The organism is Devosia sp. FJ2-5-3, from assembly GCF_029201545.1.
GTDB lineage: Bacteria > Pseudomonadota > Alphaproteobacteria > Rhizobiales > Devosiaceae > Devosia.
The window spans coordinates 1,268,614-1,282,172 of sequence record NZ_CP104007.1; the positions used below are offsets into that span (position 1 = coordinate 1,268,614).

General features: G+C 60.7%; 13 protein-coding genes. 8 read left to right on the forward strand and 5 right to left on the reverse strand.

The window, feature by feature from the left end; genetic code table 11:
* Nucleotides 1–51: 51 nt before the first annotated feature.
* Nucleotides 52–978, forward strand: coding sequence for a DMT family transporter (locus N0P34_RS06080; protein WP_275606122.1), 927 nt, complete (start codon nucleotides 52–54; stop codon nucleotides 976–978).
* A 76-nt stretch (nucleotides 979–1,054) separates the two neighbouring features.
* On the forward strand, nucleotides 1,055–1,492 hold the full coding sequence (locus N0P34_RS06085) for a hypothetical protein (protein WP_275606123.1): 438 nt from the start codon (nucleotides 1,055–1,057) through the stop codon (nucleotides 1,490–1,492).
* Nucleotides 1,493–1,523: 31 nt separating this feature from the next.
* On the opposite strand, the gene N0P34_RS06090 is transcribed toward N0P34_RS06085, so the two are convergent.
* Together N0P34_RS06090 and N0P34_RS06095 are read right to left on the reverse strand one after the other, a co-directional pair.
* Nucleotides 1,524–1,970 (reverse strand): SH3 domain-containing protein, encoded by a 447-nt coding sequence (locus N0P34_RS06090; protein ID WP_275606124.1) that lies wholly within the window; start codon nucleotides 1,968–1,970, stop codon nucleotides 1,524–1,526.
* A gap of 131 nt (nucleotides 1,971–2,101) precedes the next feature.
* Nucleotides 2,102–2,524 (reverse strand): helix-turn-helix domain-containing protein, encoded by a 423-nt coding sequence (locus N0P34_RS06095; RefSeq protein WP_275606125.1) that lies wholly within the window; start codon nucleotides 2,522–2,524, stop codon nucleotides 2,102–2,104.
* Nucleotides 2,525–2,667: 143 nt separating this feature from the next.
* On the opposite strand from N0P34_RS06095, the gene N0P34_RS06100 reads away from it, so the two are divergent.
* From N0P34_RS06100 to hemH, 3 genes are all read left to right on the forward strand, one after another.
* Complete coding sequence (locus N0P34_RS06100) at nucleotides 2,668–3,567, forward strand: LysR family transcriptional regulator (RefSeq protein ID WP_275606126.1); 900 nt, start codon at nucleotides 2,668–2,670, stop codon at nucleotides 3,565–3,567.
* Nucleotides 3,568–3,573: 6 nt separating this feature from the next.
* The gene (locus N0P34_RS06105) at nucleotides 3,574–5,190 is read left to right on the forward strand and encodes a DUF1007 family protein (RefSeq protein ID WP_275606127.1); all 1,617 of its coding nucleotides are present in this window, start codon (nucleotides 3,574–3,576) and stop codon (nucleotides 5,188–5,190) included.
* A gap of 94 nt (nucleotides 5,191–5,284) precedes the next feature.
* The gene (hemH, locus tag N0P34_RS06110) at nucleotides 5,285–6,307 is read left to right on the forward strand and encodes a ferrochelatase (RefSeq protein ID WP_275606128.1); all 1,023 of its coding nucleotides are present in this window, start codon (nucleotides 5,285–5,287) and stop codon (nucleotides 6,305–6,307) included.
* Nucleotides 6,308–6,465: 158 nt separating this feature from the next.
* Here the strand turns inward: hemH and N0P34_RS06115 are convergent, their stop codons facing one another.
* Both N0P34_RS06115 and N0P34_RS06120 read right to left on the reverse strand, forming a co-directional pair.
* Complete coding sequence (locus tag N0P34_RS06115; protein ID WP_275606129.1) at nucleotides 6,466–6,849, reverse strand: hypothetical protein; 384 nt, start codon at nucleotides 6,847–6,849, stop codon at nucleotides 6,466–6,468.
* 764 nt (nucleotides 6,850–7,613) lie between these two features.
* Nucleotides 7,614–7,973, reverse strand: a complete 360-nt coding sequence (locus N0P34_RS06120; protein WP_275606130.1) for a hypothetical protein — start codon at nucleotides 7,971–7,973, stop codon at nucleotides 7,614–7,616.
* 396 nt (nucleotides 7,974–8,369) lie between these two features.
* On the opposite strand from N0P34_RS06120, the gene N0P34_RS06125 reads away from it, so the two are divergent.
* The 3 genes from N0P34_RS06125 to N0P34_RS06135 all read left to right on the forward strand — a co-directional run bounded on the left by N0P34_RS06125 (nucleotide 8,370) and on the right by N0P34_RS06135 (nucleotide 10,607).
* Nucleotides 8,370–8,720 carry an endonuclease domain-containing protein gene (locus N0P34_RS06125; RefSeq protein WP_275606131.1) on the forward strand — a complete coding sequence of 117 codons (351 nt, stop codon included), beginning with the start codon at nucleotides 8,370–8,372 and terminating at the stop codon, nucleotides 8,718–8,720.
* Nucleotides 8,721–9,131: 411 nt separating this feature from the next.
* Complete coding sequence (locus N0P34_RS06130; RefSeq protein WP_275606132.1) at nucleotides 9,132–9,740, forward strand: hypothetical protein; 609 nt, start codon at nucleotides 9,132–9,134, stop codon at nucleotides 9,738–9,740.
* A gap of 12 nt (nucleotides 9,741–9,752) precedes the next feature.
* The gene (locus tag N0P34_RS06135) at nucleotides 9,753–10,607 is read left to right on the forward strand and encodes a hypothetical protein (RefSeq protein WP_275606133.1); all 855 of its coding nucleotides are present in this window, start codon (nucleotides 9,753–9,755) and stop codon (nucleotides 10,605–10,607) included.
* Between the two features lie 189 nt (nucleotides 10,608–10,796).
* On the opposite strand, the gene uvrB is transcribed toward N0P34_RS06135, so the two are convergent.
* Nucleotides 10,797–13,433, reverse strand: a complete 2,637-nt coding sequence (gene uvrB, locus N0P34_RS06140; protein ID WP_345774452.1) for an excinuclease ABC subunit UvrB — start codon at nucleotides 13,431–13,433, stop codon at nucleotides 10,797–10,799.
* Nucleotides 13,434–13,559: the final 126 nt, after the last annotated feature.

Genomic DNA, 13,559 nt, shown 5'->3' on the forward strand with positions numbered 1-13,559 from the left:
CGCGAGAACTTGCTTGCGGGGCGCATCAGGTCTTCAAGAGCGCGCGTCTCCATGTCAGCCATCGTTACCGAGCCCCAGCAGGATGCTGTGGGGCGTGCCATCATTTTGACGCTCGTCACGATCGGCGCCTTTGGCATTCAGGACGCGATATCGAAGCTGCTGGTGCAGGACTATTCGCCTTTCCAAATTACGATGATGCGCTATTGGGGCTTTGCCGTCTTTGCCCTGATCCTGGTGGCGCGACAAGCGCCGCTGCGCCAGGCGCTGCGATCGCGCATGCCGCGGCGGCAGGTGTTGCGCGGCCTGCTGCTGATGGTCGACATCTGGACGTTCGGCATGGCGCTGCGCACGGTACCGCTCGGAGAGTTGCAGGCGATCGTCATCGTTTATCCGCTGCTGGTGACGATCTTTGCCATTCCGATCCTCGGGGAGAAGGTCGGCATTTTTCGATTTGCCGCCGTGAGCGTCGGCTTCCTGGGCGCGCTGGTGATCATCCGCCCGGGCGGCGTGCCACTCGATTGGGGCGTCGGCTTTGCGCTGATCTCGGCGGCGACCTATGCGCTCTATATCGTGGTCACCCGCCAGGTCAGCACGGTCGACAGCGCGGCAACCAGCCTCGCCTATTCGGCGCTGGTGGGCCTCGTGCTATCCGGTGCCGTGGGCGTGTTCTTCTGGCAGCCCATGGGATGGGGCGATTTCGCCCTCGTCGCGCTGACCATGGTCACGACGTGTGCGGGACACGGGCTGATGGTCTTCGCGCTGTCCATGGCCCCGGCCAGCACCCTGCAGCCGTTCAACTATTTCTCGCTGCCCTGGGCGATCTTTCTCAGTGCGGTGATTTTCGGACACTGGATCGATCCGGTTTCGTTGCTCGGCGCGACGGTGATTGCCGCCGCAGGTCTGGTGGTGATGGCTCGGGAGCGGGCGAAGAACGCCAGCATCCTCACCAAGGCAGCGGCGGTCACGGGCCGCGAATAGCACGGCGCCCCATATTTGCCGCTTGAAGCGCAGCCCTTTGATGGGCATGTGAAGGGCACAATCGTGGAGGGGAAAGATGTTCCTGATTCAGATTGCCCTGGTGCTGCTGCTGGTCGGCGGTGGACTGACGCTTCTGACGCAGGGCAAGGCCACCAAAAGGCGCGAGGCCCTGATCCTGCGCAGGGTGGACGCCTATATCGAAACCATCCGGCGGGAGCGTGGAAGCCCCATCCTGGCCGCTATGAGCGACAGCGAATTGCGCGACCTGCTCTATGCAGGTGCCCACAATCTGCGCGCCGCCACGCAGAAGCGCATGTGGATTCTATTGGGAGTGGGCGCGGCGACGCTGTTCGGCGCGATCCTGATGGGGAGCCAGGATGGCTGGCGGGGCTTTGCCGCCACTGCTGCCATCGGGGTGGCAGTCGGTTATGGTGCCAGCGAATATCTGGCGCGAAAGGCCCGGGCACCCCTCGAACGGCACGGTGTCGATGTCGAGAGACTGCGGGTGGAATGAAAAGCGCCGCCCGGAAGGCGGCGCTCAATGCTCAATTGTTCATGCAGAAATAGCCATTTGGGCCATTGAAGCAGAAGCTGGCGCCCGGACGGCTCGGATAGGGCGGATAGACGACCGGCGGACGGGGACGATTGTTCCAGTGCGGCGGGCGCGGATTGCCCCAGGCCGGAGGCGGCGGAGGCGGGCGGTCCCAGCCGTCGTTCCAGCCATCATCCCAGCGGCCACTATCGAGATAGCTTGCTGAGACCCAGCCATCGGCGCCGCGACGTTCGACATAGCACCAGCTGCCGCGGCACTGTTGAACATCGACGCGCTCGCCGCGACGCAGGGCATCGACAATTGCGTAGCCCGTGCCCGGGCCGGAGCGCACGTTGACATTGCTGGTGGCGAAAGCGGGAGCAGCAGATGCCGCTGCGGTGGTCGCCAGCACGGCCAGGGTGGCCAGGCCGGATGCGAAGAGCTTCCGAGTGAGTGCCATAGAAGTGTCCTTTCCCTGTTTAGTGGCTTGTATTTGCCTGAACACAGAAGACACCAATGCGGATGAACCCAGACTGAACGGGCCTTACAGCAAACTGGCCTGGCTTCTTGGCCCCGAAGCCGACGTTCCTTTCAGAAGCTCAGTAGCTCTGTGAACCGCTTGAGGGCGGCGCTTAGCTTCTTGCGCTGCTTGGGCTTGAGTTCGCCAAGGAGCGCCTCTTCCAATTGCGCCCAATGCTCGATCAATCCGGCCCGGATGCGAGCGCCGCGTTCGGTGAGGGCAAAGCCGGGGAGCAGTTCCGGACCTACGGCCTGCCGGGTGACCAGATTGCGCTCGGCAAGACGCGACAAGCGACTCTGCAGCGCCTCTGGCGGCAGTCCCAATTCGCGCGAGAGATCGTCCTCAGTGGTGCCGGCGCGACCCAGGACGAAGAGGATGGCATCGTCTCCCGGCTCCAGGCCTTTTTCGACCAGAGGCACGAGGACGGCCTGGTGGGCCAATTGCCCGGCCTGGATAAGCCGATAGAGCGCCGAACGGGAGGTTGGTTTGGACATAGGCGGGAAAATAGTCCGATCTCCTTGGCTGCGTCGATGAGGCTCGTATCCTATCGTTAATCAGGAACGCGCCAAGCCGTTATTGTTCACCAAACACGGATGAGTTATGGCTTGATTACGCTGGTTTGGGTGAACGGATGGTCATGACGCAAGATCTGGCTCGCATACGCGCCTTTGTGCAGGTCTTTGATGCAGGCGGGTTTTCTTCGGCGGCGCGGCAATTCGGACGCTCCAAGGCCCTGCTCAGCAAATATGTCACCGACCTAGAGGACTATCTGGGCGTCCGGCTGATGAACCGGACCACGCGAAAGCTCAGCCTCACTGAGGCAGGCGAGGCCTATTACCGCGAAGCCTCGAGCCTTCTGCAGCAATTGGATGATCTCGACGCGACCATCACTGACCAGACATCGGAGCCGCGCGGCATCGTGCGGGTGTCGGCGCCCCGCAATTTCGGGGAATCGACGCTCGCCCCGGCGATATTCGAGTTCCTCAAGAAATACCCCAAGGTGTCGCTCGATCTGCGGCTCGAGGACCGCTATGTCGATCTTGTCGATGAGGGCGTTGACGTGGCGCTGCGTATCTCGACACTCGCCGATTCCTCGCTGATCGCCCGCAAGATCGCCGACATGCATGTGGTGGTGAGCGCATCGCCCGATCTGCTTAAATCCATCGAGATCCCGACGCATCCCGAGGATTTGCGCCATCTTCCGTGCATCGTCGACGTCAATCTGCAGGGGCAGTCGAACTGGCGTTTTACCGAGAACGGCAAGACGATTTCTGTACCGGTGAACGGGCCGGTTCGGGTCAATTCACCCCTCGCTGCCCGGACTGCGGCAGTGATGGGCCTCGGTTTTGTCGTATTGCCCTCCTACCTCGCCGAACCGAAGGTTGCGAGTGGCGAACTGGTGCCGGTCCTCGTCGATTTCTTGCCGACGGGGCAGACACTGCAGGCGGTCTACCCGCATCGGCGGCATCTGGCTGGGAAGGTCAGGGCGCTGATCGACCATCTGGTGGATTGGTTCTCCGTCCATCCGATCAGTTAGGGGCGCATGAATTTGATTAAGTTTCCGGGGCTCGCACGGCTGGCTGTCGCTGCGCTGGCAGGCCTTTTTTTCGCACAGCCGGCACTGGCGCATCCTCATATTTTCATCGACGCCAAGGTGGGCGTTGTCTTTGACGACGCTGGTGCCATAACCGCGCTCCAGCACAGCTGGACATTCGACGCCGCGTTTTCGGTATGGATGGTTCAGGGGCTCGATACCAACGGCGACGGCAGCGTCAGCCCCGAGGAAATGCAGGAGCTGGCCGACGAGAATGTCGGCGGGCTGAGCGAATACGGATTTTACACCGTGGCCGGCGACGGCGTGGACTTCGTCGCGGCCGGCGACCAGCGCATGAACTACCAGGACAATCGGGTTACGCTGGATTTTTCCATCAACGCAGTTAGCCCTACGCCGCCCGGGCCAAGGTTTGAACTGGGCGTCTATGACGCGGAATATTACGTGGCCATCGGCTTCGGAGCAGTCTCCGATGTGACGCTGGTGAATGCCCCGGACAGTTGCGCGGTCGCGCTCATTCCGCCACAGCCGATCGACCCCGCGGTGGAAGCCCGGCTCTACGCCCTTGGGCCGGACGTGCCGGTGCTGCCGCCGGACCTTGCCGCCGCGATGCGGGGTACGCAAGGGATGATCGTGCTCTCCTGCGGAGAGATGCCCGCGCCGGCGACGGCGCTGGAGGCTGCCACGCAGGTGGCGGAAACCCGGCCCGCAACGCCGTTCGGCGGACCGCCCGCCGAAGTGGGGCTCAATCTGCCGCGGACCGGATTTTTCGGCTGGCTGCAGGATCAGCAGCGCGATTTCTACGCCGCAATGACGGGGGCGCTCGACTCCATGCGCACCGACTGGACCGCGTTCTGGGTGCTGGGCGGGCTGAGTTTTCTATACGGAGTGTTTCATGCCGCCGGGCCGGGGCATGGCAAGGTGGTTATCTCTTCCTATCTCCTCGCCAATGAGCGCCAATTGCGGCAGGGCATCGTGCTCAGCGCGCTTTCGGCACTCATGCAGTCTCTCGTTGCCATCGGCTTTGTGCTGGTGTTGGCCGGGGTCCTACGCCTGACCAGCACGGCGCTCGGCGATGCCGCCTATTGGGTGGGCATCATTTCCTACGGTCTTGTAGCGCTGCTCGGAGTTTGGCTTGTGGCGCGAAAGCTGTTTGGCTGGGGGCATAGCCATGGCCATGCCCATTCGGATGTCCACGATCATGATCACGATCACGATCATGAACATGTTCACGAACATCTTCACGATCACGCCGGGCATCTTCACCACGCGGTTGCGCCGGCCGACCTCAAGGGCAGTTGGCGCGAACAATTGGGCGTGGTGCTGGCGGTCGGCCTGCGGCCCTGTTCGGGTGCCCTGGTGGTTCTGGTGTTTGCCTTGTCACAGGGATTGCTGGCGGCCGGCATTGCCTCGGTGCTGCTGATGGGCCTTGGCACCGCCATAACCGTGGCGGCGTTGGCAAGCATTGCCGTCGGCGCCAAGGGATTGGCGAGCCGGATTGGCGGCGCAGACAGCGCCCTGGCACAGGGGCTGGTGTGGTGGGCGGAACTGGCCGGCGCTGTGATGGTTCTCGGCTTCGGCGTCTTGCTTCTGGTGGCCAGTCTCTAGAATTTCCCGGCCGGCGCGACCCAACGCCGCCTTGCGAAGAGGCGGGAAGCGGGTATGGTGCGCCCAAAATAGAACAACTCCAAACTGGCGGACAATGACGCACAACCTGCCGAAAGATCATCCCCCCGTTCCGCAGCAAAAAATCGGGGTTCTGCTGCTCAATCTGGGTACGCCGGACGCGACCGATTATTGGAGCGTGCGCCGCTATCTCAAGGAATTCCTCTCCGATCCGCGCGTCATCGAGACGCCGAAATGGAAGTGGTGGCCGGTCCTCAACCTCATCATCCTCAGCTTCCGCCCGCAAAAGGCGGGGCATGCCTATGCGATGATCTGGGACAAGGAAAAGAACGAGAGCCCGCTGCGCGTGATCACCCGCGCGCAGTCCGAGGCGCTGGCCGAGCGCATGTCCGGCGACGGCGTCATGGTCGAATACGCCATGCGCTATGGCAATCCCTCGACCCAGTCGGTGCTGGAGAAGATGCAGGCCGCCGGATGCCAGAAGATCCTGCTCGTGCCGCTCTATCCGCAATATTCGGCGACCACCACGGCGACGGCCAATGACAAGGCGTTCGATGCGCTGAAAACCATGCGCTGGCAGCCGGCCGTGCGCACCGCGCCGGCCTATTTCGAGGACCCGAAATATATCGAGACCCTCGGCAATTCGATCCGCGACGGTGTCGCCAAGCTCGACTTCGAGCCGGATGTGGTGATCACCTCGTTCCACGGCATGCCGGTGGAGTATCTGCAGAAGGGCGACCCGTACCACTGCCAGTGTTTCAAGACCACGCGGCTGGTGCGGGAATATCTCGGCTGGCCGAAGGAAAAGCTGATGGTGACCTTCCAGAGCCGGTTCGGGCCGACGGAATGGCTGCAGCCCTATACCGATGTGACCCTGGGCGAGCTGCCCAAGAAGGGCATCAAGAAGGTGGCGATCCTGGCTCCGGCGTTCTCGGCCGACTGTATCGAGACGCTGGAAGAAATCGCCATTGGCGGCAAGGAGACCTTCCTTGAGGCCGGCGGCGAGAACTATGCCTATATTCCCTGCCTCAACGACAGCGTCGAAGGCATGGACATGATCGAGTCCATGGTGCGCCGGGAACTGTCCGGCTGGCTCTAGGGCCTAGAAGTTACCGCAAGCGCGACGTGACACCCCCACCCTTGATCCCTCCCCACAAGGGGGACGGAGACGACGGAGCCGAGACGGTTGTGCTAGCGCCTCCCTCCCCTCGATGGGGAGGGAATGAGGGTGGGGTGATAGCCTAGGATTATCTGCCCTTACCACCCCGGCCCGTTGAAGTCGGGCGGGGTGACGTTGACGAGGCCGCGGCCGACGATGTAGCTGCGCAGTACCCAGCCAGTGTCCGGAATATGGCACCACTGGGTGGCGTTGCGGCCGCGGAGGGCGTGGCCGGCATCGCCGAAAAAGCTGCCAAAACGGGAATCGCTGTCGTTCTGCGTGCAGCGGTCGATGGGGATTTCCATGCCATCGGCGACGCGGCCGATAATGGCGTAGCCATCGCCGGGGCCGGAATGAATGGCGATATTGCCGCCGGATACCCGGGCCGTCACTGTCAGCGCCTGGGTGGGCAGGGCGAGGGCGAGGCTCGCGACAAGGCTTGTCACGAGGGCAAGTCCGGTTTTTTTCGCAGGGGCGCGCATTTTGTTCGGCTCCTCAGGGGGCTTCGGGAGTCAATGCGCCAAAGCCGGCAGCGTTGCAAGCTTGGGGCAGGCGTGCCAAAGCGCCGCCCGGCTCGGAGGGAGCGTCGCGGGTGCAGGGTCGCGATGCCCTAGGGCACGCGGTGAAAAGCGGCTTTCGCCCCGAATTGAAAAAGAGTGAAAGAGGCGAAAGCCGCTTTCCACGACCGGTTTTTTGGGCGCATGTCTTGAGCGGCCCCCTTGCGGGTGGTGCTGGGAACTGCGTCGAGGCATGACCCCGAAAGGCAGAACCGGCGCCGGCCGGTGGTCGACATCCACGCCCCCGCCCAGGCGACCCCGTGCGGCCCGTCTCCCCGCCCGACGCTTCGTCGGCGCCGCGTGTTGTCGGCGGGAACGGGCGGATGATGGCATGGAACATTGAGGACGGGGATAAGTGGGATTCTTTTGCACCCTCGATGTCATTCCCGCGGAAGCGGGAACCTCTGTTGTACTGTGGAGGAAGGGGAAACGGAGGTCCCCGCGTGCGCGGGGATGACATAGTGGTTGGGGCGGGCGGCGATGACGAATGGTGGGGTGGGAAAGGCCCCTCACCCCAACCCTCTCCCCGGAGGGGCGAGGGGGCGCAGGAGCGGAGGGGCTTGGGGAGGAGCTGTTAACCCCCGCGGTGTCATTCCCGCGAAAGCGGGAACCCCTGTTGGGTCGCCCCAAGGAAACTGGGGTCCCCGCTTTCGCGGGGATGACAGGGTGAGGGGGCGAGCAAGAAGGGGCTAAAAATCCTCCTCGATCACGAACCCATCCTCGCGCTCGGAAAATTCGGAGGAATGGAGTTTTCGGAACTGGCCGAGCGCCAGCCTGGATTCGTGCAGGAGGGCGATCAGACAGGCGCGATCGAGCGGCGGCGCGGGGAATTTTTCGAGCGCCCGCCCAAAGTTTTCGCGCGACAGGAAGCGGTAGAGCTTTGTCCGGTGCTGGCGCACCAGCTCGACCAGCAGGCCGGACGGCGGCGTCTGCCGCGGCAATTCATCGAGCTCGAAGACAAATTCCTCCAGCTCGGTTTGAAGGCGTTGCCACACGATGACCTGACGGAGAGCGATCGGGCTGAGTTTCGGCGGATCGGGTGGTCGCATTTAGTGGGTGGTCCCTGGCTGATGATTTTTCGTGCAGCCAGTGTGGGGCAGGGCAGAGGGGCGGGGATTAGTTTTGGTTTTGGGTGTTGGGGCCGACCCCCACCTAGCCTCCCCCTTGCCAGGGGGAGGGACCGATCGGGTTTGTGGCGCGATCTGTGGGGCCCCTTCTTCCCCTCCCCCTCGTCCAGGGGGAGGCCGGGTGGGGGTGTTATGTTTGTCTGGCTTGCGTCAGTCGCCCCCCACCTAACCTCCCCCTTGCCAGGGGGAGGGACGGATCGGGTTTGTGGCGCGATCTGGGAGAGCCCCTTTCTTCTCCTCCCCCTCCCTCAGGGGGAGGCCGGGTGGGGGTCTTCTCACCATCCCCACACCTGCTACTCTCCCCTTTGAGGGAACACCATGAAAGACCGGACCGCCTTTGCCCGCGCCCTGCGCCGGGAGCAGACGCCCGCCGAGCGCGCCTTCTGGGCGCTGCTCCATCCCTGGCGCGAGCGCGGCATGCACTGGCGGCGGCAGGCGCCGATCGGTCCCTATGTCGTGGATTTTTGCTGCAAGAGCCGGAAACTCGTCGTCGAGATAGATGGCGACAGCCATTTTCCCGACGCGGGGATTTCACGTGACGCGGTTCGCACGGATTTTCTGCGCCAGCGCGGTTTTACGGTGCTGCGCTTCACCAATGTCGATGTGCTGGAAAGCGACGAGGGTGTTTTTGAGATTTTGCGTGGCGTGCTCGGCGAGCCCGACGCCTAAGCCCGAGAGCCGCAATCTTCCCCTCCCCCTTCTTCAGGGGGAGGCCGGGTGGGGGTGTTTTGCTTCTCTCGATCTTCGTCAGTCGACCCCCACCTAACCTCCCCCTTGCCAGGGGGAGGGACGCATCGCGTTTGTGTCGCGATCTGCGGGAGCCCCGATCTTCTCCTCCCGCTCCTACAGGGGGAGGCCTGCTGGCGGCAGACCTCGGCTGGCAGTAACTCGATAAGAATCTATATGACCGCGACGAGGTTATTGCTTTAGCTGCGGAAGATTTTCTATCATTCTCTAACAAAGAAGCTGGCACTCTGAAGGGCCATAAGGTGCAATTAAAATAGACTCAAGAATACATCTTAAATATATTATATTGTGAGAATAGATCGAAAATCGGTGTGCGAACTACTGGGGTTGACTGTGGCTAAATATTTCTACGTTTGCATGTATAAAAACGCGTCGAATCCGGGAAAATACTCGGCTCATGCCATTTCTAGTGATGGCGAATTTATGGATAGCGTGGATGAGCAAAGAGAAAAAACGGAACAAATAAAAGAGGCTTCGGAAAAAAAGGTTTCTTCTGAGTTCTCTAGTTTTCGGGAGGTGTTCAGTGATTTTTCTAGCTCGATGATGGGATATCTGGAAATGCTTCCATTGGTTGCCGCAATCGGGAACTCCATCTCGAACTCTGTTTCAAATGGAGCTGTTAAGTCGTTCGTTTCTCGACATGGAGATCTGCACGAAAATAACGAATATAAGGAGGTTTACAGGATCCATTCTGGTCACTTTCCAACGTATAGCAATATAAATAGCAAAAGAGGTAACGCTGTTCGTCTGGGTAAGAAAGTCCCTCCAATGCTTTTGCTTGGCGTTGTTAGTAGCTTCGAATACCATTTTTCAACGTTATTGAAATGTATCCTGAGTAATAGGCCAGAAATATTGAACTCCAAGGCTATTGAGTTGACCTTGGAAGGGATATCCTCGTTTGGCGATATTGAATCGATAAAGTCATATTACATCTCTCAGTAGGTGGAAGGGGTTATGCGGGACAGTTTTTCTAAACAAGTCTCAGTTTTTGAAGGTTATCTGGGAATAAAAAAGGGCATAAGCGGTCAGTATAAGAAGTGGGATGACTTGGTTGAGGTATTTGAGCGCCGGAATTTATTTGCGCACGCTGACGGTGTAGTTAATGGGATATATTTGAACAATGTAGAGAATTCGGATAAAAATATCGGAGACAGGTTGTCTGTTGGTTCTAAGTACTTCTCTCGATCTATAATAAATATGTATGATTTTGGTGCAAAGCTTGTTTTTGTAGCTTGGAGGCGGCAGTGCCCAGATGACCTGGAGCAAATAGACCAAATTCTTGGCGAGTTTTGCTATGATTTGGTTGAAGCTCGACAGTATGAGCTAGCAGAGCAATTGCTCCTATTCTCCATGATGGAGGCGAAGCCGATTAAGATGGATCGGCAGATGATGAATGTGGTCAATCTTGGAAACTGCTACCGACTTCAGGGAGACGAAAAAAAGTCTAAAGAGGTTCTAGACTCGGTTGATTGGAGCGCGGCCCGAGATGAATTTCAGATTTGTGTGAGTGCGATCAAGGGGGATGTGCTTCATGTGACAAGCCTTATGCCTCGAATATCAGAAGATACTATAAGCGCGCACAACTACGAAAGTTGGCCGGCGTTTTACAGGGTACGAGAAGATGAGCGCTTCGCGAAATCTTTCGAGGAGGTATTTGGCCGTCCATTCAGTCCTGCAGCGGAGGACCGTCACAGCTTTATGCAACTTATGAGTCTGGTGCATGAAGACGAAGAACGCGCGCAGTTAGGGATTGGTGAGGTGGCTTTGCCTGTCGAAGACAGTAAAAGCCAAAACTCTACGCTGAATTAGGTTGCGACAGGATCGGCATATCGGCAGTCGCTGTCGTCGAGATAAGTTGGACCGCTTGTACGTAACTATGAGCTCTTTCACCTGAAATGCTTAATTAGAGCGTTTCGGCACTCATGGCAGATTTTTTGGTCGGGTGAGGGACTCCCACCCGGCGCTGCGCGCAGACCTCTCCCCGGCGGGGAGAGGTGACTAAGACACCTCGCCCTCCAGCGTATCCAGTTCCATCTCGCGCAAGCGTCTGACCTCGTCGCGCAGCCTTGCAGCCTTCTCGAATTCCAAATTCGTCGCGGCTTCGCGCATTTCGCGTTCGAGGTCTTTGATGACTGTGGCGAGATTGTCGCCGGTGACCACCTTTTCCTTGCCGTCCTTGCCCTTGCCGATGGAAATCGTGACGTGGTCGCGCTCGGCGGTGCTGTCGATGATGTCGTTGATGCGGGCTTTCACCGATTGGGGGGTGATGCCGTTGGCTTCGTTATAGGCGATCTGCTTTTCGCGGCGGCGGTTGGTTTCCGCCAGGGCGCGTTCCATTGAGCCGGTGGTCTTGTCGGCATAGAGGATGACCTTGCCGTCGACGTTACGCGCGGCGCGGCCGATGGTCTGGATGAGGGAGGTTTCCGAGCGCAGGAAACCTTCCTTGTCGGCGTCGAGAATGGCGACGAGGCCGCATTCGGGGATGTCGAGGCCTTCGCGGAGGAGGTTGATGCCCACCAGAACGTCGAAGGCACCGAGGCGGAGATCGCGAATGATCTCGATGCGTTCGATGGTGTCGACGTCCGAGTGCATGTAGCGCACGCGAATGCCCTGTTCGTGCATATATTCGGTGAGATCCTCGGCCATTTTCTTGGTGAGGACGGTGACGAGCGTGCGGTAGCCGGCCTTGACCGTGGTGCGGATGGCGTCGATGACGTCGTCGACCTGATGGGTGGCCGGGCGGATCTCGACCGGAGGATCGATGAGGCCGGTGGGGCGGATGACCTGTTCGGCGAAAACGCCGCCGGTCTGGTCCATTTCCCAGGAGCCGGGGGTGGCCGAGACATAGACCGATTGCGGGCGCATGGCGTTCCACTCCTCGAAGCGGAGCGGGCGATTGTCCATGCAGGAGGGCAGGCGGAAGCCGTATTCGGCAAGGGTCGCCTTGCGGCGGAGGTCGCCGCGATACATGGCGCCGAGCTGGCCGATGGTGACGTGGCTTTCGTCGACGAAAACCAGCGCATTGTCGGGGAGATATTCGAACAGGGTCGGCGGCGGCTCGCCGGGGCGGCGGCCGGAGAAGTAGCGCGAATAATTCTCGATGCCGGCGCAGGAGCCGGTGGCTTCCATCATTTCGAGATCGAAGAGGCTGCGCTGCTCGAGGCGCTGGGCCTCGAGGAAGCGGCCGGCGCCGGTCAGTTCCTGGAGGCGCGCGGCGAGATCGGCGCGGATCTGCTTGATCGCCTGGTTCATCGTGGTGCGCGGCGTCACGTGGTGGCTGTTCGCGTAGACGCGGATAAAGGTGAGATCGGCGGATTTCTTGCCGGTGAGGGGATCGAATTCGGTGATCGCCTCGACCTCGTTGCCGAAGAGGGTGACGCGCCAGGCGGCGGCTTCATAGTGGGCGGGGAAGATTTCCACGGTATCGCCGCGCACGCGAAATGTGCCGCGGACGAAGCCGGTGTCGCCGCGTTTGTATTGCAGCGCGACGAGCTTTGCGAGCAGCTGGCGCTGATCGATCTTTTCGCCCTTCTGCACATCGATGGTCATGGCGGTGTAGTCTTCCACTGAGCCGATACCGTAGATGCAGGAGACCGAGGCGACGATGATGACGTCGTCGCGTTCGAGGATCGCGCGGGTCGCCGAGTGGCGCATGCGGTCGATCTGCTCGTTGATGGTGGATTCTTTTTCGATGTAGGTGTCGGTGCGCGGGACGTAGGCTTCCGGCTGGTAATAGTCGTAGTAGGAGACGAAATACTCGACCGCATTGTCCGGGAAGAAGCCCTTGAACTCGGAATAGAGCTGGGCGGCGAGGGTCTTGTTGGGCGCGAGGATCAGGGCAGGGCGCTGGGTCTGGGCGATGACCTGGGCAGCGGTGAAGGTTTTGCCGGAGCCGGTGACGCCGAGCAGGACCTGGTCGGTCTCGCCATTGTTGATGCCTTCCACGAGCTCGGCAATCGCCGTCGGCTGGTCGCCGGCGGGGGTATAGGTGGTGTCGAGGCGGAAAGGTTTTGAGGCGCCGCGCTTGGCCGGGCGCTCGGGGCGATGCGGCGCCCAGGGGGCGGAGCCTTCCACTTCCTTGCGGCCGTGCAGAATGATCTGCTCGAGGGCTTTCACCGTGGCGGTGACGCCGACCGTGGTGGCGCCCGAAACGTCCTCGTTGTTGCGGGCCTTGTTCTTTTTCACCGAGGCGTCGAGGGCTTCGCGCACCTTGGACATGGCTTCGGGATCGGTGGCGGCGACGCGGGAAATGTCGCGGGCGGTGACTTTTGCGGAGGGGACGTGGTTGAACCCGGCCTGCGGGGCCTCGCCCATGCCATCGAAATCGACGCGGTCGACGGAGTTGATCTTGGTCTTCGACGTCTTTTTCGACATGCCGGTGGCGGTGTCGTTGTTGGACTTGGTGGTGCGGCGCTTTTCGAGCGGGGTCTTTTTTGTGTCCTCGCGCCGGACGGGCTGGGGCTCAGCGGCAGCAGCCGCGGCGGCCTGATCGGCGCGATCGAGGGCGCGCTTGTTCTTCATGCGCTCGGCATAAAGCGGCTTGGATGCAGCGATGTCCTCGGCCTTCTCGATCTCGGCGAAGAACTCGTCGATGGAAAACTCGGCCTTGCCGGGGCGGGTCGATTTGGGGGCCATGGCGCGCTCGCGATCAGCAGAAGGGGGACAGTGGAACCCATAGATGGGTGCTCTGTCACGCTATGTCAGCAGGGTAGTGGTTCACGGTTTGTAGCATTTTTGCGCGCGGCGGGGAAAGGGGTCGGT

Bases quoted from the DNA above. Each gene is read 5' to 3' on its own strand.
- N0P34_RS06105 (WP_275606127.1), top strand. From the start codon at position 3,574: ATGAATTTGATTAAGTTTCCGGGGCTCGCACGGCTGGCTGTCGCTGCG.
- N0P34_RS06080 (WP_275606122.1), top strand. From the start codon at position 52: ATGTCAGCCATCGTTACCGAGCCCCAGCAGGATGCTGTGGGGCGTGCC.
- N0P34_RS06085 (WP_275606123.1), top strand. From the start codon at position 1,055: ATGTTCCTGATTCAGATTGCCCTGGTGCTGCTGCTGGTCGGCGGTGGA.
- N0P34_RS06120 (WP_275606130.1), bottom strand. From the start codon at position 7,973: ATGCGACCACCCGATCCGCCGAAACTCAGCCCGATCGCTCTCCGTCAG.
- N0P34_RS06135 (WP_275606133.1), top strand. From the start codon at position 9,753: ATGCGGGACAGTTTTTCTAAACAAGTCTCAGTTTTTGAAGGTTATCTG.
- N0P34_RS06100 (WP_275606126.1), top strand. From the start codon at position 2,668: ATGACGCAAGATCTGGCTCGCATACGCGCCTTTGTGCAGGTCTTTGAT.
- N0P34_RS06090 (WP_275606124.1), bottom strand. From the start codon at position 1,970: ATGGCACTCACTCGGAAGCTCTTCGCATCCGGCCTGGCCACCCTGGCC.
- N0P34_RS06095 (WP_275606125.1), bottom strand. From the start codon at position 2,524: ATGTCCAAACCAACCTCCCGTTCGGCGCTCTATCGGCTTATCCAGGCC.
- N0P34_RS06115 (WP_275606129.1), bottom strand. From the start codon at position 6,849: ATGCGCGCCCCTGCGAAAAAAACCGGACTTGCCCTCGTGACAAGCCTT.
- uvrB (WP_345774452.1), bottom strand. From the start codon at position 13,433: ATGGCCCCCAAATCGACCCGCCCCGGCAAGGCCGAGTTTTCCATCGAC.
- N0P34_RS06125 (WP_275606131.1), top strand. From the start codon at position 8,370: ATGAAAGACCGGACCGCCTTTGCCCGCGCCCTGCGCCGGGAGCAGACG.
- hemH (WP_275606128.1), top strand. From the start codon at position 5,285: ATGACGCACAACCTGCCGAAAGATCATCCCCCCGTTCCGCAGCAAAAA.